The following is a 19550-nucleotide window of genomic DNA, read 5'->3' on the forward strand; positions in this document are numbered from 1 at the left end:
GGTCCGGGCGGGCCGGATTGGGCCCGATCACGTCCGGCGCCCGCTTTTTTCGACCGCGTCCGGGCGGCCGGCCGCCGCCGGCCGGCGTGCCGTCCGCGGGCCGCCATCCCCGCCGTAACCAGCAGAAAGGATTCGCTTGAAACTTCCGTACGAATGGCAGATCGGCTGGCGCTACACGCGCGCCGGCAAACGCACGACCGGCAACGGCTTCATTTCCTTCATCGCGCTCGTGTCGATGCTCGGGATCGCGCTTGGCGTCGCCGCGCTGATCGTCGTGCTGTCCGTGATGAACGGCTTCCAGAAGGAAGTGCGCGACCGCATGCTGTCGGTGCTCGCGCACGTCGAGGTGTTCTCGCCGACCGGCTCGATGCCCGACTGGCAACTGACCGCGCAGGAAGCGCGCCGCAATTCGCAGGTGATCGGCGCGGCGCCGTACGTCGACGCGCAGGCGCTGCTCACGCGCCAGGACGCGGTGAGCGGCGTGATGCTGCGCGGCGTCGAACCGTCGCTCGAACCGCAGGTGTCGGACATCGGCAAGGACATGAAGGCGGGCCAGCTCGCCGCGCTCGTGCCCGGCCAGTTCGGCATCGTGCTCGGCGACGCGCTCGCCGGCAACCTCGGCGTGACGGTCGGCGACAAGGTCACGCTCGTCGCGCCCGAAGGCTCGATCACGCCGGCCGGGATGATGCCGCGGCTCAAGCAGTTCACCGTCGTCGGCGTGTTCGAATCGGGCCACTACGAATACGACAGCACGCTCGCGATGATCAACATCCGCGACGCGGAGGCGCTGTTCCGGATGTCCGCGCCGACCGGCGTGCGGTTGCGGCTCACCGACATGCAGAAGGCGCCGCAGGTCGCGGTCGAACTGTCGCATACGCTGTCGGGCAGCCTGTACATCCGCGACTGGACCCAGCAGAACAAGACCTGGTTCTCGGCCGTGCAGATCGAGAAGCGGATGATGTTCATCATCCTCACGTTGATCATCGCGGTCGCCGCGTTCAACCTCGTGTCGTCGCTCGTGATGACGGTGACCAACAAGCAGGCCGACATCGCGATCCTGCGCACGCTCGGCGCGCAGCCGGGCTCGATCATGAAGATCTTCGTCGTGCAGGGCGTGACGATCGGCTTCGTCGGCACCGCGACGGGCGTTGCGCTCGGCTGCCTGATCGCGTGGAGCATCCCGTGGCTGATCCCGATGATCGAGCATCTGTTCGGCGTGCAGTTCCTGCCGCCGTCGGTGTACTTCATCAGCGAGCTGCCGTCCGAGCTCGTCGCGGGCGACGTGATCAAGATCGGCCTGATCGCGTTCGTGCTGTCGGCCGTCGCGACGCTCTATCCGAGCTGGCGCGGTGCGAAGGTGAAGCCGGCGGAGGCGCTGCGCTATGAATGACCGCGCGACCGCATTCGCGGATTCACGACAACCCATCAGACAGGATTCGGCAGGTATGCAGGAATACGTGCTTCAGGCGCGCGGGATCACGAAGGCATTCGTGCAGGGCGGCTTCAACGTGCAGGTGCTCAACAATACCGAGCTGACGGTGCGGCGCGGCGAGAAACTCGCGGTCGTCGGCGCGTCGGGTTCCGGCAAGAGCACGCTGCTGCACGTGCTCGGCGGCCTCGACGAGCCGAGCGCGGGCGAAGTGTCGCTGCTCGGCAAGCCGTTTACGCAGCTCGCCGAGCGCGAGCGAAACGAATTGCGCAACCGCGCGCTCGGGTTCGTCTACCAGTTCCATCACCTGCTGCCGGAATTCACCGCGCTCGACAACGTCGCGATGCCGCTGCGCATCCGCCGGATGACGACCGAGGCCGCGCGCGAGCAGGCACAGGCGATGCTCGAACGGGTCGGTCTCGGTCCGCGTGCGAAGCATCGGCCGGGCGAGCTGTCGGGCGGCGAGCGGCAGCGCGTCGCGATCGCGCGTGCGCTGGTGACGAAGCCGGCCTGCGTGCTCGCCGACGAGCCGACCGGCAACCTCGACGGCACGACGGCCGACACGGTCTTCAACCTGATGCTCGAATTGTCCGAGACGCTCGAAACGAGTTTCGTGATCGTCACGCACGATCCCGAACTCGCCGCGCGCTGCGACCGCATCATGCGCCTGCGCGACGGCGTGCTGCACGAGGAGCCGGCGCTGCCGGTGTGAACGAACGCCTTCGCCGCGCCGCCGGGTGACACCCGGCACGGCGGCGAGCGCGCAGGAAAGCCGACATGTGGATCGATACGCATTGCCATCTCGATGCCGCCGAATTCGACGCCGACCGCGACGCGGTCGCGCAAGCGGCGCGCGCGGCCGGCGTGTCGCGCATCGTGATCCCGAGCGTCGGGCGCGACAACTTCACGACGGTGCGCGAACTCGCGCAGCGCACGCCGGGCGCGGTCTATGCGCTCGGCATCCATCCGATGTTTACGCCGCACGCGCGCGACGATGATCTCGACCGGCTGCGCATGGAGATCGAGGCGAGCCTCGACGATCCGCGCTTTGTCGCGATCGGCGAGATCGGCCTCGACTACTTCGTGCCGGGGCTCGACGAAGACCGGCAGCAATTTTTCTACCAGGGGCAGCTCAAGCTCGCGCGCGAGTTCGACCTGCCGGTGCTGTGCCACGTGCGCAAGTCGCAGGACCGCGTGCTCGCCGGGCTGCGCCGCTTCGGCGTGCGGTGCGGCATCGCGCATGCGTTCAACGGCAGTTTCCAGCAGGCCGACGCGTATCTCGCGCAGGGGCTGCATCTTGGGTTCGGCGGCAACGTGACGTTCGAACGCGCGCGGCAGATTCGCCGGCTCGCCGAGCAATTGCCGCTCGACGCGATCGTCGTCGAGACGGACGCGCCCGACATCGCGCCCGAGTGGGCGTACAAGTCCCGCAACGCGCCCGACCAGGTGCCGCGCATCGGTGCCGTGCTCGCCGAACTGCGCGGGATCGACACGCATTCGCTGTCCCTATCCACAACGGCTAACGCGCTCGCCGCGCTGCCGCGCCTCGCACTTTCGTCCGCATAATCGTTGGCGGAAGGCGCCGTCTCGACCACGACGGCGCCAGGTCGACGAGGAGGCGCGATGCGCGTGGGGTGGATCGCGTTCGCGCTCGGCGTCGTCGTGCTGCAGCGGCAGGCGGCGTTGCCGGGCGCGGGCGGTTGGGCAAGCGGAGCGGTCGTGCTGGCCGGATGCGGCGCGCTGCTCGCATGGTGTGCGCGTCGCCGGCGAACGCGAGCGATCGTCGCGCTGCGATGGATGCTGTGCGCATGCGCTGCCTGTGCGATCGGGTTCGGTTATGCGGCGGCGCGCGCCGAATGGCGGCTGCGTGACAGCCTGCCCGTCGATCGGGAAGGGCGCGACATCGTCGTTACGGGGGTGATCAGCGGGTTGCCGGTGGTCGACGATACCGGTGCGCGACTGCTGTTCGCGGTTGAATCGAACGATGCGGGGCTGGCCCGTTTTCCTCCCGTGATCCGGCTGTCGTGGCGCACGTACGGCGCGCCCGCGGCACGCGGCGCGATGCCCGAACTGCGCGCCGCACAGCGCTGGCGTCTCGCCGTACGCCTGAAGCGGCCGCATGCCGAGGCGAATCCGGGCGTGCGCGACAGCGAAGCGGCATGGCTCGCCGCGGGCATTCGTGCGATCGGCTATGTCGTCGCACCCGAACGGGCCGAGCTGCTCGACGCGCACGCGTCGGGATGGCGGGCGTCGATCGACCGGTCACGCGACGCGTTGCGTAGGCGTATCGGCGACGCGCTCGGCCATGACGCGCGCTATCGCGGCATCGTGATCGCGCTTGCGGTTGGCGATCAATCCGGCATCGGCGACGACGACTGGCGCGTGCTGCGCAACACGGGCACGAGCCACCTGGTTGCGATTTCGGGCCTGCATGTCGGGCTCGTCGGCGCGCTCGCCGGCGGGATCGTGTCGATGGCCTGGCGGCGTCTGCGCTGGCGGGGACGTGCCGCGGCGCTCGTGATGCCGGCACCTTACGCGGCTTCCCTGGCGGCGCTGACGGCGGCCGCCGGCTATGCGGCGCTCGCCGGCTTCAACGTGCCGGCGCAGCGCGCGTGGTGGATGATCGCGGCCGGCGCGGCCGCCTATCTGGCCGGCCGCAGCGTGCCGACGTCCGCAGTGCTGTGCGCGGCGCTCGGCGGCGTGCTGCTCGCCGATCCGTGGGCCGTGCTGTCGGCGGGATTCTGGCTGTCGTTCGGCGCGGTCGCCGTGATCCTGATGGCCGTGGCGGGTTGGCGCGCGGTACGTGAATTCGACGGCGCCGACGGTGACGGCGGCAACCCCAGTGCGGCGGATGGCACCGCCACGGTCGACCGCTGGCGCCGGCCGCGCGCATGGTGCATGCGTGCCGGGCGCCGTATCGCGCAGGCCACACGCGTGCAGTACGCGGTGACGCTCGGTCTCGCGCCGCTGACGGCCGCATGGTTCGCGCAGATCTCGGTATCGGGCCCGTTCGGCAATGCGTTCGCGATTCCATGGGTCAGTTCTGTCGTGACGCCCGTCGTGCTCGCTGGTATCGGGTTGCCCGCGCCGTTGGACGCGTATGCGTTCCGGCTCGCGCATGCGATGCTCGAACCGATGATGACGCTGCTGCGGCACCTCGCCGACTGGCCGGCAGGCGTGTTCTGGCTGCGCATGCCCGACTGGCCGGTGCTGGCGCTTGCGTGCGTGGGTGTCGCGTGGGTATTGATGCCACGCGGCTGGCCGCTGCGCTGGGCGGCGCCGATAACCTGGCTGCCGCTGGTCGCGCCGGCGCCCGATGCGCCGCCGCCGGGCGGTTTCCGGCTGACCGTGTTCGACGTCGGGCAGGGCGCGTCGGTGCTGGTCGAGACCGCGCGCCGGTCCTTGCTGTTCGACGCCGGGCCCGGTGCGGAGTCGAGCCATGCGGGCGCGCGCATCGTCGTGCCGGCATTGCGCGCGCGCGGGATCCGGACCATCGACTCGCTCGTTCTCAGCCATGCGGATGCCGATCATGCGGGAGGCGCGGCGGCCGTCCACGAGGCCATCGAGGTTCGCCAGCTGCTCGCCGGCATTGCACCGGGACATCGGCTTTGGCGTGATGCGCAGGCGGCCGGCGTGGCCGATCGGCTGCCTTGCGCGGCCGGGCAGCGGTGGACCTGGGACGGTGTCGTCTTCACGATGCTATGGCCGCGGGGCGGGGTGGGCACGGGGTCGTCGAATGGACAGTCGTGTGTGCTGCGTATCGACGCGGGCGGCACGTCGGCCCTGCTGACGGGCGACATCGAGGCCGGCGCCGAGCGCCGGCTGGTGGCCGATGCGCGCGACGCGCTGGCCGCGCAGATACTCGTCGTTCCGCACCACGGCAGCCGCACGTCGTCGCTTGAGCCTTTCCTCGATTCGGTCGGACCGCGCGTCGCGGTATTTCCTGTAGGCTATCGCAATCGCTTCGGGCATCCGCACCGGACGGTCCTCGCGCGCTATGCAGCGCGCGGGATTCCGTTGCCGCGCACCGATCGCGACGGGGCCGTGCGGTTCGACGTCGCGCCGGCGGGTGGCGGTTTTGTATTCGAGCGTTATCGCGATGCGCAGCGACGGTACTGGATGGACCGGTGATCGGCGCGATGGCGGGCATCAAGAACGGGACCGGAGCAAGCGCTGAAGCGCCAACTCCGGCCGACCGCGTAGCATGAATTAGGCGTAAGCGCTGAAGCACCAACGCCTACCGACCGCGAAGCATGGGGTAGGAGTAAGTGCTAAAGCACTAACGCCTACCGACAAAGGAGACATCGGCGTTTGAAGGACATCCTCCACTTCTCGCATGCGAACGGCTTTCCGGCCTCGACGTACCGGACGATCTTCGCCGAGCTGGCAGACGACTACGAACTGCGCTACATCGAGCGCATCGGTCACGATCACCGCTACCCGGTGACACGCGACTGGCCGCATCTCGTCGAGCAACTGCTCGACGACATCGGCAGCCGCTACGAACGCCCGGTCTGGCTCGTCGGCCATTCGCTCGGCGGCTACCTGTCGCTGATGGCCGCGCTGAAAAAGCCGCATTGGGTGCGCGGCGTGGTGATGATCGACTCGCCGATCATCGCGGGATGGCGCGCCGGCGCATTGCGTGTCAGCCAGTGGGCCGGGCTCGACGAGCGGCTGTCGCCGGCGGCCGCGACACGCAATCGGCGCACGCACTGGACGAGCCGCGACGAAGCCTGGCGGCACTTCCACGAGAAACCGGCGTTCGCTCGCTGGGACGAACGCATGCTGTCCGACTACATCGACCACGGCATTCCGCAGGCGGGCGCCGACGGCGAACGCGCGCTCGCATTCGACCGGCAGGTCGAATACCTGATCTACCGGACCTTGCCGCACACGCTCGGGCCGCGGCTCGCGCACGGCGCGCCGGTGCCGCTCGGTTTTCTCGCCGGCACGCGTTCGCGCGAAGTGCGGCAGGTCGGGCTCGATGCGACGCGGCGCGCGGCGCGCGGGCGCATCGAATGGCTCGAGGGCAGCCACCTGTTCCCGATGGAGCGGCCGATCGAGACGGCCCGCGCATTGCAGCGGATGCTGAATTCGCTGAAAGCGGCAGAGGGCGGCGTGCCGCGCGACGGCGCGGCGCACGCGAAACGCGCGTGACGTAGCGCCCGGTGGCCCGATGCACCGCGTCCGGCGTGGGCGGTTGCACCGGCCGGTAGGCCGGTTCGCCCCGGGGTGCGCACCGCTAGTGTGGCACAGCGCGAAAGGGCGCGATCATCGCGCCTAATGCTGAGAGAAGGGCGGGCTTTACGGTATAATCCGTTTTTCCCGCGAGCATCCAGCGATGACCAAATATGTTTTCGTCACCGGCGGCGTAGTTTCTTCCCTCGGCAAGGGTATTGCCGCCGCCTCCCTCGCCGCGATCCTCGAATCGCGCGGTCTGAAAGTCACCCTCCTCAAACTCGATCCCTACATCAACGTCGACCCGGGCACGATGAGCCCGTTCCAGCACGGCGAAGTGTTCGTGACGGAAGACGGAGCGGAGACCGACCTCGACCTCGGCCACTATGAGCGCTTCATCAGCACGAAGATGCGCAAGGCCAACAACTTCACGACCGGCCAGATCTACGAATCGGTGATCCGCAAGGAGCGCCGCGGCGACTATCTCGGCAAGACTGTGCAGGTGATTCCGCACATCACGAACGAAATCCAGGCCTTCATCGAGCGCGGGGCGGCATCGGCCACCTGCGGCGAGCCGGACGTCGCGATCGTCGAGATCGGCGGCACGGTCGGCGACATCGAGTCGCTGCCGTTCCTCGAGGCCGCACGCCAGATGAGCCTGCGCCTCGGCCGCAACAGCGCGTGCTTCGTGCACCTGACACTCGTGCCGTACGTCGCGACGGCCGGCGAACTGAAGACGAAGCCGACCCAGCACAGCGTGCAGAAGCTGCGCGAGATCGGCATCCTGCCGCACGTGCTGCTGTGCCGTGCGGATCGCCGCATCCCGGACGACGAATCGAAGAAGATCTCGATGTTCTCGAACGTGCCGGAAGACGCCGTGATCTCGGTGTGGGACGCCGACAGCATCTACAAGATTCCGCAGATGCTGCACGACCAGGGCCTCGACCGGATCATCTGCGAGGAACTGAAGCTGTCGCCGAAGGACGCCGACCTGAGCATGTGGTCGGCGCTCGTCGAGAAGCTGGAACATCCGAAGCACGAAGTCACGATCGGCATGGTCGGCAAGTATGTCGATCTGACCGAGTCGTACAAGTCGCTGATCGAAGCGCTGCGTCATGCGTCGATCCACACGTCGACCAAGGTCAACATCGAGTACATCGACTCGGAAGAACTCGAGGCGAACGGTGTCGACAGCCTGAAGCATCTCGACGCCGTACTGGTGCCGGGCGGTTTCGGCCGTCGTGGCACGGAAGGCAAGATCGCCGCGGTTCGCTACGCGCGCGAGTCGAAGGTGCCGTATCTCGGCATCTGCCTCGGCATGCAGCTCGCGGTGATCGAATTCGCGCGCGACGTCGTCGGCCTGAAGCAGGCGAACAGCACGGAGTTCGACGAGGACACGCCGGAACGCGTGGTCGCGCTGATCACCGAGTGGTACGACCGCGAAGGCAAGGTCGAGACGCGCACCGAGGAATCCGATCTCGGCGGCACGATGCGCCTTGGTTCGCAACGCTGCCCGATCAAGCCGGGCACGATGGCCGAAGAGATCTATGGCAAGGATGTGAACGAGCGTCATCGCCACCGTTATGAAGTCAATAACCGCTTCGTGCCCCAGCTCGAAGCCGGCGGCCTTATCATCAGCGCCCGTACCCCGAGCGAGGATCTGCCGGAAATGATGGAACTGCCGCGTTCGATGCACCCGTGGTTCGTCGGTGTCCAGTTCCACCCGGAATTCACGTCGACGCCGCGTGACGGTCACCCGCTGTTCAAGGCCTTCGTCGAAGCCGCGCTCGCCAACAAGCAAGCGCGCGGAGTGCAAGCATGAAGCTGTGCGATTTCGAGGTCGGTCTCGACCAGCCTTTCTTCCTGATCGCGGGTACCTGCGTCGTCGAATCGGAGCAAATGACGATCGACACGGCCGGCCGCCTGAAGGAGATCTGCGAGAAGCTGAACGTCCCGTTCATCTACAAGTCGTCGTATGACAAGGCGAACCGGAGCTCGGGCAAGTCGTTTCGCGGCCTCGGAATGGACGAGGGGCTGCGGATCCTCGGCGAAGTGAAGCGTCAGCTCGGCCTGCCGGTGCTGACCGACGTGCATTCGATCGAGGAGATCGAGCAGGTCGCGTCGGTCGTCGACGTGCTGCAGACGCCCGCATTCCTGTGCCGCCAGACCGACTTCATCCAGGCATGCGCGCGTTCGGGCAAGCCCGTCAATATCAAGAAGGGCCAGTTCCTCGCGCCGCACGACATGAAGAACGTGATCGACAAGGCGCGCGATGCGGCACGTGAAGCCGGTCTGTCGGACGACCGCTTCATGGCGTGTGAGCGCGGTGTCTCGTTCGGCTATAACAACCTCGTGTCCGACATGCGTTCGCTCGCGATCATGCGCGAGACGAGCGCGCCGGTCGTGTTCGACGCGACCCACTCGGTGCAGCTGCCGGGCGGGCAGGGCACGAGCTCGGGCGGCCAGCGCGAATTCGTGCCGGTGCTCGCGCGTGCCGCGGTCGCGACGGGCGTTGCGGGCCTGTTCATGGAAACGCATCCGAATCCGGCCGAAGCGAAGTCGGACGGCCCGAATGCGGTGCCGCTGAACCGGATGGGCGCGCTGCTGGAGACCCTCGTCACGCTCGACCAGGCGGTGAAGCGCAATCCGTTCCTGGAAAACGATTTCAACTAAAGATCGAATGAACCTTGCGACGGTTTCGCGCGTCAGTAGCGAAAGCGGTTTCGGCGCGCGTGCCGTCGCAGTTTGAAGAATCCATCGTCATTCTCAGAGGAAACCCATGAGTGCAATCGTAGATATCATCGGCCGCGAGATTCTGGATTCGCGCGGCAACCCCACCGTCGAATGCGACGTGCTGCTCGAATCGGGCACGATGGGCCGCGCGGCGGTGCCGTCGGGCGCGTCCACCGGCTCGCGTGAAGCGATCGAACTGCGCGACGGCGAAGCCGGCCGCTACAACGGCAAGGGCGTGCTGAAGGCAGTCGAGCATATCAACACCGAAATCTCCGAAGCCATCATGGGCCTCGACGCGTCGGAACAGGCGTTCCTCGACAAGACGCTGCTCGAGCTGGACGGCACCGACAACAAGTCGCGCCTCGGCGCGAACGCGATGCTGGCCGTGTCGATGGCCGTCGCGAAGGCAGCCGCCGAAGAAGCCGGCCTGCCGCTGTACCGCTACTTCGGCGGCTCGGGCGCGATGCAGCTGCCGGTTCCGATGATGAACATCGTCAACGGCGGCGCGCACGCGAACAACAGCCTCGACATCCAGGAATTCATGATCGTCCCGGTGAGCCAGCCGACGTTCCGTGAAGCCCTGCGTTGCGGCGCGGAAGTGTTCCACGCACTGAAGAAGATCCTGAGCGATCGCGGCATGAGCACGGCAGTCGGCGACGAAGGCGGTTTCGCACCGAACTTCGGCAGCAACGACGAGTGCCTGTCGACGATCCTGCAGGCGATCGAGAAGGCCGGCTACCGTGCGGGCGAAGACGTGCTGCTCGCGCTCGACTGCGCGGCGTCCGAGTTCTACCACGACGGCAAGTACCAGCTCGCGGGCGAAGGCCTGCAACTGTCGTCGGCCGAATTCACCGACTACCTCGCGACGCTCGCCGACAAGTTCCCGATCGTGTCGATCGAGGACGGCATGCACGAAAGCGACTGGGAAGGCTGGAAGCTGCTGACCGATCGCCTCGGCAAGAAGGTGCAGCTCGTCGGCGACGACCTGTTCGTCACGAACACGCGCATCCTGAAGGAAGGCATCGAGAAGGGCATCGCGAACTCGATCCTCATCAAGATCAACCAGATCGGTACGCTGACCGAAACGTTCGCGGCAATCGAGATGGCGAAGCGCGCGGGCTACACGGCCGTGATTTCGCACCGTTCGGGCGAGACGGAAGATTCGACGATCGCGGACATCGCGGTCGGCCTGAACGCCGGTCAGATCAAGACGGGTTCGCTGTCGCGCAGCGACCGCATCTCGAAGTACAACCAGCTGCTGCGCATCGAGGAAGATCTCGGCGACATCGCAAGCTACCCGGGTAAATCGGCTTTCTATAACCTGCGCTAACGCGCTACTATCGGGTTCGTCATCTCGACGCCGCTCTGTGCATGTCGCGCGGAGCGGCGCTTCTTATATCTGCGGTTCTTACATGCGGCTTGTCACTGTCGTCCTGATTGCCCTGCTGGCGCTCATTCAGTACCCCCTATGGTGGGGACACGGCGGCTGGCTGCGGGTGCACGAATTGCGTCAGCAGCTCGACGATCAGCTGCAGAAGAATGCGGACGAAAAGCTGCGCAACGAGCGGATCGCTGGCGAAGCGCAGGATCTGCAAAGCGGCACCGCGGCCATCGAGGAGCGTGCGCGCTACGAGATGGGCATGGTGAAGGACGGCGAGGTATTCGTGCAGTTCGTGTCGCCGAATGCACCGGCCGGGCCGCTGAACAACACGCCGTCGAGCACGTCGACCCGTGGTGCGGTGTCTGCCGCACCCGTGCGTGTCGTGCCGAATCCGCAGTCGATCGCGAGGCCGTCGCGGCATCACGGCGGCGAGAAGGGCAAGGCCGCGCATCACTGAGCACGGTAGTCCGAACCATTGAAAAAGCGCGGGAAATGCCGCGCTTTTTTATTTCCTGTCAGGCATCAATCGACCCAGGGAAGCATTACCACCACCAGCCCGGGTAGCCATAGCCATATCCGATGCCGGTTCCCCACCGGTTACCCCAACCGCCGCCGTAATAGCCGCCGTAGACCGTCACCGGCGGTGGCGCGTAATACGACCACGCGCGTGCGGCCGCCTCGGCCGCCATCGCATCGTTCTGATCGCGCAGCACCTGGCGGTCGATCTCGTCATAGCGTTTGCGCTCCGCGCCCGACAGCGTGTGCGGCTGGCCGCCCGATGCGCCGGGTTCGGGCAGGCGGCTCAGGATCGTCGACGAAGGCGGCGGCGCCGCGCAGCCGGCGAGGGCCAGCGTGCCGGCGGCGACGCTGGTGAGGAGGAGGGGGCGGAACAGGCGATTCATGTGTTTCTCCAGCAGCGCGCCGACAGCGGAAAGCGGCTTGCGCCGAAGGCCGGGCCTGCGGCGCCCGGGCCGTGCGTGCGACGCTCGTGCGTCACATTATGCGCCCGCGCCCGCGTCGCGGGCACGAGCGCGCGGCTCAGTGACGCTGGTCGGTCGCGGGCGTGATGCCGGTCGCGAGTTCCGGCGCGGCGAACAGCTGCGCGACATCGACGGGATCGAACTCGTAGCGCTGGTTGCAGAACTCGCAGTGAATCTCGACGTGACCGCGCTCGACGATCACGCTGTCGACTTCCTCGCGGCCGAGCATGCGCAGCATCGCGCCGACCTTCTCGCGCGAGCACGTGCACTGAAAGCGCGTACCGGCCGGGTCGAAGTGCTGCACGTTTTCCTGCCAGAAGAGGCGGCGGAACACGACTTCCGGTTCGACTTCGAGCAGTTCCTTCGCGGACAGCGTGCCGCCGAGCGTGCACACGCGTTCCCAGGTATCGACGTCGGTCTCGACGTTGCGCGGCACGATGCCGCCGTCGCCCGGCAGCTTCTGCAGCAGCATGCCGACCGCGCGGTCCTGATCGGCCGCGAGCCACAGACGCGTGTCGAGCTGCTCCGAGTGGTGCATGTAGTGCTCGAGCACCTGCGACACCGACTCGAGCGGGCCGTCGACGCCATTCAGCGGCACGATGCCCTGGTACGGTTGCTGGCCCGGCAGCTTCTCGGCCGGATCGAGCGTGATCACGCAACGGCCGTGGCCGCTCGCGTTGACGAGCGCCGCGAACGGCGTGTCGTCGCCGATCGTCTGTGCCGCGTCGCCGGCAAACTTGGCCGTCGCGCGCATCGACAGATCCGAATTGCACTGGACGACCAGCATCTGGACCGGCCCGTCGCCGAAGATCTGCATGATCAGGGTGCCGTGAAATTTCAGGTTCGCGGACAGCAGCGCGCACGCGGCCATCATCTCGCCGAGCACCGTGCGCACCGGGGCAGGGTAGTCACGGCGGGAAAGCACCTCTTGCCACGTGTTGCGCAGCGACACGATCTCGCCGCGCACGGGTGCCGAATTGAACATGAATTTCTGTAACTGGTCGCTCACTCTTCTTCCTTGAAATCCGCGCGAATCACCCGATCCGCACGAGTTGCTCCTTGAAATGCGCACGCCGCTCGACGTACGTCTTCGCATTTGCGCGCAGCCGTGCGATGTCGTCCGCCGACAGCTCGCGTACGACTTTCGCCGGCGCGCCGAGAATCAGCGAATTGTCCGGGAACGTCTTGCCTTCCGTCACGACCGCGCCGGCACCCACCAGACAGTTGCGGCCAATCACCGCTCCATTCAAGACCACCGCCTGAATCCCGAGCAGCGAACCTTCGCCGATCGTGCAGCCGTGCAGCATCGCCTGGTGCCCGATCGTCACGTTTTCGGCTATCGTCAGAGGAAAGCCCGGGTCCGTATGCAGGACCGCGCCTTCCTGGACATTGCTGCCGGTGCCGACCGTGATCGTCTCGTTGTCGCCGCGAATCGTCGCGCCGAACCACACGCTCGCGTTTTCCTCGAGCACGACCTTGCCGATGATGGCCGCCGTATCGGCGACGAATACGCTTTCGTGGATCGTCGGGGCCGTCTCGCCCAGTTTGTAGATCGTCACGGAGTCTCCTGGTCTCTTCGATGATGGGCGCCGGTAGAATGGCGCGTCTGGCGTGTCGCACGCATGGCGTCGCGGCACAAACGCATATTGTAAACCGTCGCGTGCATGCGCTCCCGCGATGCGCGCGGGCGGTGCCCCCGTTCGATGAGCATGGAGTCTTCTTCTATCCCCGCCGCACCGATCTGCGTGCGCCGCGCCGCGCTCGACGCGCTGCGGATGGCCGAGCCGGCCGCGAAAGCCGCGCGGGTCCGCGCGCTGTACGGCGCACTGCTGGCCGGACAGGCCGCGATCGCGCCGGCGCTCGCGCTGGACGAACCGGCCGACCTGCCCGGCCGTCCCGCGCGCCCGCCGCTCGTCGAGCCGCGTCGGCTCGAGCGCCGCAGCATGCGTTCGCCCGCCGGGCGCGCGGTGCTGCTGCACGCGCTCGCGCATATCGAATTCAATGCGATCAACCTCGCACTCGACGCCGTGTGGCGCTTTGCCGGTTTGCCGGACGCTTTCTATGCGGACTGGCTGAAGGTCGCGGCCGAGGAGGCCTATCACTTCACGCTGCTGTCCGACCGGCTCGCCGGGTTCGGGCATGCGTACGGCGATTTCCCCGCGCACAACGGGTTGTGGGACATGTGCGAGCGGACCAGGGCCGACGCGCTCGCGCGGATGGCGCTCGTGCCGCGCACGCTCGAGGCGCGCGGGCTCGACGCATCGCCGCCCATTCGCGCGCGACTCGTGCAGGCGGGCGACGATGCGTCCGCGGCAATCCTCGACGTGATCCTGCGCGACGAGATCGGTCACGTCGCGATCGGGAATCGCTGGTTCCGGCATCTGTGCGACGAGGCGAATCGCGATCCGGTGCCGACTTATCGCGAACTCGCCGAGCGGTACCACGCGCCGCGGCTGCGCGGGCCGTTCAATTTCGATGCACGCCGCACGGCGGGATTCGAGCAGGCGGAGCTGGACGAGCTTGCCGCGCAGGATGCGGCGGACGGCAAGCCGGCGGGTTAGGGCGGCGGTTGGCGCGGCTGCGTGGCCGGCTGCGTGGCCGGCTGCGGGGCGCAGCCGGCGCCCGGATCGGCCGACCCTGCGGCCGGCCTGCGGCAATCCGCCGGCATCGGCCAGGCCGGTTCCGCGCGCCCTCGGTTCCCGTCGCTAGAAAGCCGCCTCGACTGCCGGCCGCCGGAACGGAGGCGTCATCGCTATAATCGAACGACCATTCTTTTTTGGCGACTGCAATGAGTGCCTCGAATTCTGTTTCCGATTTCGTCACGGTGCGCGGCGTGAAGCTGCATGTCCGGCGCTGGGGCCGGCCCGATGCGCCGACGCTGTTCATGCTGCATGGCTGGATGGACGTCGCGGCATCGTTCCAGTTCGTTGTCGACGCGCTCGCCGGCGACTGGCAGGTGATCGCGCCCGATGCGCGCGGCTTCGGCCTGTCGGACTGGCCGGTCGCACGGCGGGGCGGCGGCCATTACTGGTTCCATGAGTACCTGGGCGACCTCGACGCGCTCGTCGACCACTATGCGCCGACCGGCGAAGTCAACCTGGTCGGGCACAGCATGGGTGCGAACGTCGTTTGCCTGTACGCGGGCGCGCGGCCGGAGCGCGTGCGGCGCGTGGTCGACCTGGAAGGGTTCGGGCTCGCCCCCGCGCGGGCCGAGCAGGCGCCGCGCCGGCTGCGCGGCTGGCTCGACGAGTTGCGCGAGCCGCCGGTACTGCGTCCGTATGCGTCGCTCGACGAGGTCGCGGCCCGGCTGATCAAGACCAATCCGCGGCTCGATCCGCGCCGTGCCGCGTTTCTCGCCGCGCACTGGTCGAAGCGCGGCGACGACGGTCTCTACCACCTGCTCGCGGATCCCGCACACAAGATGGCCGGCCCGATGCTGTACCGGCTCGACGAGGTGATGGCCGTCTGGAAGCAGGTGCGCGCGAAGGTGCTGCACGTCGAGGCCGTCAATTCGCCGACGCTCGCTTACATCGCGGGCGGCATCCCGCTGCCGGAGTTCAAGGCGCGCTTCGGCGCGTTCCCCGACTGGCGCGAAAAGCTCATCGAGGATGCCGGCCACATGGTCCATCACGACCAGCCGGAGCAGATCGCGGCGCTGATCGAGGCGTTCTGCGCGTAGGCCGGTGGCAGCGACGGCGGGGCAGGCGGGCGGCGGAATTGCCGCGTTGCAGTAGAATGAAGCTTCACCTGCCATACCGACAATGAACGCTGATCTCCACTGCCATTCCAATGTTTCCGACGGGTTGCTGTCGCCTGCCGACGTTGCGCGCCGCGCGCATGCCGGCGGCGTGACCCTGTGGGCGCTGACCGACCACGATGAAGTCGGTGGCCAGGCGGCGGCGCGCAGCGAGGCGGAAGCACTCGGGATGCGTTACCTGAACGGCGTCGAGATTTCGGTCACGTGGGCGTCGCGCACGGTGCACATCGTCGGGCTGCACATCGATCCGTCGAATCCGGCGCTCGTCGACGGCCTCTATCGCACGCGCCACGGCCGTGCCGGCCGTGCGCAGGCGATCGCCGCGCAGCTCGAGACGCTCGGGATTCCCGGCGCGTACGAAGGCGCACTGAAATACGTATCGAATCCCGACCTGATCTCGCGCACGCACTTCGCGCGCTTCCTGGTCGAGAACGGCCACGCCGCCTCCACGTCCGACGTGTTCGACCGTCTGCTCGGCGACGGCAAACCCGGTTTCGTCCCGCATCGCTGGGCGACACTGTCCGATGCCGTCGGGTGGATTCGCGCGGCGGGCGGCGAGGCCGTGGTCGCGCACCCGGGCCGCTACCGCTATACGCCAGTCGAATTCGACGCGTTCTTCGGCGAATTCATCGATCTCGGCGGTCGTGCGATCGAGGTCATCACGGGCAGCCATACGCCTGACCAGTACCGCGAATACGCGGACGTCGCCCGCCGCTTCGGCTTCGAAGTGTCGCGCGGCTCGGATTTCCACGCGCCGGGCGAGGGCCGCGTCGAGCTCGGCAGCCTGCCGCCGTTGCCGCCCGACCTGAAACCGGTCTGGGAGCGCTGGCTCTGACGCGCCGCGGCCGCGTGCCGTTCGCGTCGCCGCCGGCGTGCGCATCCGACTTCTCCCCCTTTACGTGCCTCCATGTCCCAGTTCTTCAGGATTCATCCGGATAATCCGCAGCCGCGCCTGATCAAGCAGGCCGCGGACATCGTCAGCAAGGGCGGCGTGATCGCGATGCCGACCGATTCGAGCTATGCGCTCGCGTGCCACCTCGACGACAAGGACGCGGTCGAGCGCGTGCGCCGGATCCGCGGCCTCGACGAGAAGCAGCACCTGTCGCTGCTCGTGCGCGACCTGTCGGAACTCGCCAACTTCGCGATGGTGGACAACCGCCAGTACCGGCAGATCAAGTCGGTGACGCCGGGCCCGTACGTGTTCATCCTGCAGGCGACGAAGGAAGTGCCGCGCCGGCTGTCGCACCCGTCGCGCAAGACGATCGGGCTGCGCGTGCCCGATCACGCGATCACGCTCGCGCTGCTGGAGTCGCTCGGCCAGCCGCTGCTCGGCACGACGCTGATCCTGCCGCCGGACGACGAGCCGCTCAACGATCCCGACGACATCCGTGCGCGGCTCGAGAAACAGGTCGACCTCGTGATCGACGGCGGTGCGTGTCCGCGCGAGCCATCGACCGTGATCGACCTGACGGGCGACGCGCCGCAGCTCGTGCGCGCGGGGCGCGGCGCGCTCGAACCGTTCGGCCTCTCGGCCGCGTAAGCGCGGCATTCATTTTTGCGCGAGTGCGCTTGTTACAATAACGCGATATGGACGCTTCCCTGATACAGACCATCGCCGTCTACGCGCTGCCCGTGATCTTCGCGATCACGCTGCACGAGGCCGCGCACGGCTATGCCGCGCGCCTGCTCGGCGACAACACCGCCTACATGATGGGGCGCGTGTCGTTCAATCCGATGCGCCACATCGATCCGCTCGGCACGATCGCGATTCCGCTCGCGATGTATTTCCTGACCGGCGGCGCGTTCCTGTTCGGCTATGCGAAGCCGGTGCCGGTATCGTTCGGCAACCTGCGCAATCCGCGCTGGGGCACCCTGTGGGTGGCGCTCGCGGGCCCGGCTTGCAACTTCGTGCAGGCGCTGATCTGGGGCGTGCTGACCATCGTGCTGCCCGCCGTCGGCATCGACGAGCCGTTCTTCACGCGGATGGCCTATGCGGGCGTCAGCGCGAACCTGGTGCTCGGCGTGCTGAACCTGTTTCCGCTTCCGCCGCTCGACGGCGGCCGCATCCTGGCGGCGCTATTGCCGCCGAAGCAATCGATCGCGCTGTCGCGCATCGAACCGTACGGTTTCATCATCATCCTCCTGCTGGTCACGACGGGCGTGCTGACGAACTTCTGGCTGCGTCCGCTCGTGAACGCCGCAGCCGGCGTGCTGAGCGCCATCCTGTCTCCCTTCGCCTCGCTTTTCTAACGACAATCATGTTCCCAGATCGTATTTTCTCCGGCATGCGACCCACCGGGTCGCTGCACCTCGGCCACTACCACGGCGTGCTGAAAAACTGGGTGAAGCTGCAGTCCGAGTACCCGTGCTTCTTCTGCGTGGTCGACTGGCATGCGCTGACGACGCACTACGAAACGCCTGAGGTCATCGAGAAAAACGTGTGGGATGTGCTGATCGACTGGCTCGCGTCCGGCATCGATCCCGCGCAGGCGACGCTGTTCATCCAGAGCAAGGTGCCCGAGCATGCGGAGCTCGCGCTGCTGCTCGGCATGAGCACGCCGCTCGGCTGGCTGGAGCGCGTGCCGACCTACAAGGAGCAGATGGAGAAGCTGAAGGACAAGGATCTGTCGACCTACGGCTTCCTCGGCTACCCGGTGCTGATGGCGGCCGACATCCTGCTGTATCGCGGCTCGCTCGTGCCGGTCGGCGAAGACCAGGTGCCGCACGTCGAGATGACGCGCGAGATCGCGCGCCGCTTCAACTACCTGTACGGCCGCGAGCCGGGCTTCGAGGAGAAGGCGCTCGAAGCCGCGAAGAAGCTCGGCGGCAAGCGCGCGAAGCTTTATCACGAGCTGCGCAATGCGTACCAGCAGGAGGGCGACGACGAGGCGCTCGAACAGGCCCGCGCGATGCTGCAGGAATCGCAGAGCCTGTCGATGAGCGACCGTGAACGGCTGTTCGGCTATCTCGAAGGCGCGCGCAAGATCATCCTGGTCGAGCCGCAGGCGCTGCTGACCGAAGCGTCCCGGATGCCGGGTCTCGACGGCCAGAAGATGTCGAAGTCGTACGGCAACACGATCGGCCTGCGTGAGGACGCGGAGACGATCACGAAGAAGGTCCGCACGATGCCGACCGATCCGGCGCGCGTGCGTCGCACCGACCCGGGCGATCCCGACAAGTGCCCGGTGTGGCAGCTGCATCAGGTCTATACGGACGAAACGACGCACCAATGGGTGCAGAGCGGCTGCCGCTCGGCGGGCATCGGTTGCCTCGACTGCAAGCAGCCGGTCGTCGAAGGCATCCTGCGCGAACAGCAGCCGATGCTCGAGCGCGCGCAAAAGTACATGGACGATCCGTCGCTGCTGCGCGCGATCGTCGCGGACGGCTGCGACAAGGCGCGCAAGCACGCGGTCGAGACGATGCGCGACGTGCGCGACGCGATGGGCCTGTCGTACACCTGACCTGACGGCATGCGCGAACCTGTCATTGCCGCCGCGGGCGGCCACGTCGCCCAGGCCGAACCGTCGCGCTGGGTCGCCCGCTGGTCGCGGCTCGTCCCGGCGGGCGGCGCGGTGCTCGACGTCGCCGCGGGCGGCGGCCGCCATGCGCGCTGGTTTGCGTCGCACGGGCATCCGGTCGTCGCGCTCGATCGCGATCCGGCCGCGCTGGCAGCATTGCGCGCGATGCCGGGCGTCGACGCACGCGACGCCGATCTCGAAGGCGCGCCGTGGCCGCTGGCGGCCGGCGCGTCGTTCGCGGCCGTGATCGTCACCCATTATCTGCATCGTCCGCTCTGGCCCCATCTGCTCGATGCCGTGGCGCCGGGCGGCGTGCTGATCTACGAAACCTTCGCGCAAGGAAACGAAACGGTCGGCAAACCGTCCAATCCCGCGTTCCTGCTCGCCCCGGGCGAGCTGCTGGACGCGGTGCGCGGCCGCCTGCGGGTGGTCGCGTACGAGGACGGATTCGCCGCCGCGCCGCGCGAGGCATTCGTCCAGCGCATCTGCGCGGTACGCGAGGGCGCGACCCCGACGGCGGGGGCGGGAATTCCACGTTACGAACTGCCCGGCTAATCCGCTACAATCTCAACGT

Annotated in this window: 19 protein-coding genes; 16 read left to right on the top strand and 3 right to left on the bottom strand. The window is 67.5% G+C overall.

The window, feature by feature from the left end; translation table 11 throughout:
* The first annotated feature begins 136 nt into the window (after positions 1-136).
* The 9 genes from ACTJKF_RS18505 (at position 137) to ftsB (ending at position 11178) form a co-directional block, all read left to right on the top strand.
* Positions 137-1390, top strand: a complete 1254-nt coding sequence (locus ACTJKF_RS18505; protein ID WP_440624971.1) for a lipoprotein-releasing ABC transporter permease subunit — start codon at positions 137-139, stop codon at positions 1388-1390.
* Positions 1383-2141 carry a lipoprotein-releasing ABC transporter ATP-binding protein LolD gene (lolD, locus tag ACTJKF_RS18510; protein WP_440624973.1) on the top strand — a complete coding sequence of 253 codons (759 nt, stop codon included), beginning with the start codon at positions 1383-1385 and terminating at the stop codon, positions 2139-2141. The genes ACTJKF_RS18505 and lolD overlap by 8 nt, the downstream gene beginning before the upstream one ends.
* Positions 2142-2206: 65 nt before the next feature.
* A complete protein-coding gene (locus tag ACTJKF_RS18515; RefSeq protein ID WP_440624974.1) occupies positions 2207-2995 on the top strand; it encodes a TatD family hydrolase in 789 nt (262 codons plus the stop codon).
* Between the two features lie 57 nt (positions 2996-3052).
* Positions 3053-5560 carry a DNA internalization-related competence protein ComEC/Rec2 gene (locus tag ACTJKF_RS18520; protein ID WP_440624975.1) on the top strand — a complete coding sequence of 836 codons (2508 nt, stop codon included), beginning with the start codon at positions 3053-3055 and terminating at the stop codon, positions 5558-5560.
* Between the two features lie 180 nt (positions 5561-5740).
* Complete coding sequence (locus tag ACTJKF_RS18525; RefSeq protein ID WP_440624976.1) at positions 5741-6586, top strand: alpha/beta fold hydrolase; 846 nt, start codon at positions 5741-5743, stop codon at positions 6584-6586.
* A gap of 184 nt (positions 6587-6770) precedes the next feature.
* Positions 6771-8429: a CTP synthase gene (locus ACTJKF_RS18530; protein ID WP_440624977.1), complete on the top strand. Its 1659-nt coding sequence runs from the start codon at positions 6771-6773 to the stop codon at positions 8427-8429.
* Entirely contained in the window at positions 8426-9280 is an 855-nt protein-coding gene (gene kdsA / locus ACTJKF_RS18535) for a 3-deoxy-8-phosphooctulonate synthase (protein WP_440624979.1), read from the top strand. The genes ACTJKF_RS18530 and kdsA overlap by 4 nt, the downstream gene beginning before the upstream one ends.
* 106 nt (positions 9281-9386) lie before the next feature.
* Entirely contained in the window at positions 9387-10670 is a 1284-nt protein-coding gene (eno, locus tag ACTJKF_RS18540) for a phosphopyruvate hydratase (protein ID WP_011352544.1), read from the top strand.
* A gap of 82 nt (positions 10671-10752) precedes the next feature.
* Positions 10753-11178, top strand: coding sequence for a cell division protein FtsB (ftsB, locus tag ACTJKF_RS18545; protein ID WP_440624981.1), 426 nt, complete (start codon positions 10753-10755; stop codon positions 11176-11178).
* Positions 11179-11263: 85 nt separating this feature from the next.
* On the opposite strand, the gene ACTJKF_RS18550 is transcribed toward ftsB, so the two are convergent.
* The 3 genes from ACTJKF_RS18550 to ACTJKF_RS18560 form a co-directional block, all read right to left on the bottom strand.
* Entirely contained in the window at positions 11264-11623 is a 360-nt protein-coding gene (locus ACTJKF_RS18550) for a hypothetical protein (RefSeq protein ID WP_440624983.1), read from the bottom strand.
* 136 nt (positions 11624-11759) lie between these two features.
* On the bottom strand, positions 11760-12710 hold the full coding sequence (gene hslO / locus ACTJKF_RS18555; protein ID WP_440624985.1) for an Hsp33 family molecular chaperone HslO: 951 nt from the start codon (positions 12708-12710) through the stop codon (positions 11760-11762).
* Between the two features lie 25 nt (positions 12711-12735).
* On the bottom strand, positions 12736-13260 hold the full coding sequence (locus ACTJKF_RS18560; RefSeq protein ID WP_440624986.1) for a gamma carbonic anhydrase family protein: 525 nt from the start codon (positions 13258-13260) through the stop codon (positions 12736-12738).
* A gap of 144 nt (positions 13261-13404) precedes the next feature.
* On the opposite strand from ACTJKF_RS18560, the gene ACTJKF_RS18565 reads away from it, so the two are divergent.
* The 7 genes from ACTJKF_RS18565 to ACTJKF_RS18595 all read left to right on the top strand — a co-directional run bounded on the left by ACTJKF_RS18565 (position 13405) and on the right by ACTJKF_RS18595 (position 19531).
* Positions 13405-14262, top strand: coding sequence for a ferritin-like domain-containing protein (locus ACTJKF_RS18565; protein WP_440624988.1), 858 nt, complete (start codon positions 13405-13407; stop codon positions 14260-14262).
* A 227-nt stretch (positions 14263-14489) separates the two neighbouring features.
* Complete coding sequence (locus tag ACTJKF_RS18570; protein WP_440624989.1) at positions 14490-15380, top strand: alpha/beta fold hydrolase; 891 nt, start codon at positions 14490-14492, stop codon at positions 15378-15380.
* A gap of 82 nt (positions 15381-15462) precedes the next feature.
* Positions 15463-16293 (top strand): 3',5'-nucleoside bisphosphate phosphatase, encoded by an 831-nt coding sequence (locus tag ACTJKF_RS18575; protein WP_440624991.1) that lies wholly within the window; start codon positions 15463-15465, stop codon positions 16291-16293.
* 72 nt (positions 16294-16365) lie between these two features.
* Entirely contained in the window at positions 16366-16998 is a 633-nt protein-coding gene (locus tag ACTJKF_RS18580; RefSeq protein ID WP_124522131.1) for an L-threonylcarbamoyladenylate synthase, read from the top strand.
* A gap of 47 nt (positions 16999-17045) precedes the next feature.
* Complete coding sequence (locus tag ACTJKF_RS18585) at positions 17046-17708, top strand: site-2 protease family protein (protein WP_440624994.1); 663 nt, start codon at positions 17046-17048, stop codon at positions 17706-17708.
* Positions 17709-17716: 8 nt separating this feature from the next.
* Positions 17717-18919 (top strand): tryptophan--tRNA ligase, encoded by a 1203-nt coding sequence (locus ACTJKF_RS18590; protein WP_440624996.1) that lies wholly within the window; start codon positions 17717-17719, stop codon positions 18917-18919.
* A 9-nt stretch (positions 18920-18928) separates the two neighbouring features.
* Entirely contained in the window at positions 18929-19531 is a 603-nt protein-coding gene (locus ACTJKF_RS18595) for a class I SAM-dependent methyltransferase (RefSeq protein ID WP_440624998.1), read from the top strand.
* The last annotated feature ends 19 nt before the right edge of the window (positions 19532-19550 follow it).

The organism is Burkholderia sp. 22313 (genome assembly GCF_052045245.1).
Taxonomy (GTDB): Bacteria; Pseudomonadota; Gammaproteobacteria; order Burkholderiales; family Burkholderiaceae; genus Burkholderia.

Excerpts from the sequence above, each read along its gene's own strand:
- lolD (WP_440624973.1), top strand. The coding sequence starts at position 1,383 with ATGAATGACCGCGCGACCGCATTCGCGGATTCACGACAACCCATCAGA.
- ACTJKF_RS18515 (WP_440624974.1), top strand. The coding sequence starts at position 2,207 with ATGTGGATCGATACGCATTGCCATCTCGATGCCGCCGAATTCGACGCC.
- ACTJKF_RS18520 (WP_440624975.1), top strand. The coding sequence starts at position 3,053 with ATGCGCGTGGGGTGGATCGCGTTCGCGCTCGGCGTCGTCGTGCTGCAG.
- ACTJKF_RS18530 (WP_440624977.1), top strand. The coding sequence starts at position 6,771 with ATGACCAAATATGTTTTCGTCACCGGCGGCGTAGTTTCTTCCCTCGGC.
- kdsA (WP_440624979.1), top strand. The coding sequence starts at position 8,426 with ATGAAGCTGTGCGATTTCGAGGTCGGTCTCGACCAGCCTTTCTTCCTG.
- eno (WP_011352544.1), top strand. The coding sequence starts at position 9,387 with ATGAGTGCAATCGTAGATATCATCGGCCGCGAGATTCTGGATTCGCGC.
- ftsB (WP_440624981.1), top strand. The coding sequence starts at position 10,753 with ATGCGGCTTGTCACTGTCGTCCTGATTGCCCTGCTGGCGCTCATTCAG.
- ACTJKF_RS18550 (WP_440624983.1), bottom strand. The coding sequence starts at position 11,623 with ATGAATCGCCTGTTCCGCCCCCTCCTCCTCACCAGCGTCGCCGCCGGC.
- ACTJKF_RS18565 (WP_440624988.1), top strand. The coding sequence starts at position 13,405 with ATGAGCATGGAGTCTTCTTCTATCCCCGCCGCACCGATCTGCGTGCGC.
- ACTJKF_RS18570 (WP_440624989.1), top strand. The coding sequence starts at position 14,490 with ATGAGTGCCTCGAATTCTGTTTCCGATTTCGTCACGGTGCGCGGCGTG.
- ACTJKF_RS18575 (WP_440624991.1), top strand. The coding sequence starts at position 15,463 with ATGAACGCTGATCTCCACTGCCATTCCAATGTTTCCGACGGGTTGCTG.
- ACTJKF_RS18580 (WP_124522131.1), top strand. The coding sequence starts at position 16,366 with ATGTCCCAGTTCTTCAGGATTCATCCGGATAATCCGCAGCCGCGCCTG.
- ACTJKF_RS18585 (WP_440624994.1), top strand. The coding sequence starts at position 17,046 with ATGGACGCTTCCCTGATACAGACCATCGCCGTCTACGCGCTGCCCGTG.
- ACTJKF_RS18590 (WP_440624996.1), top strand. The coding sequence starts at position 17,717 with ATGTTCCCAGATCGTATTTTCTCCGGCATGCGACCCACCGGGTCGCTG.
- ACTJKF_RS18595 (WP_440624998.1), top strand. The coding sequence starts at position 18,929 with ATGCGCGAACCTGTCATTGCCGCCGCGGGCGGCCACGTCGCCCAGGCC.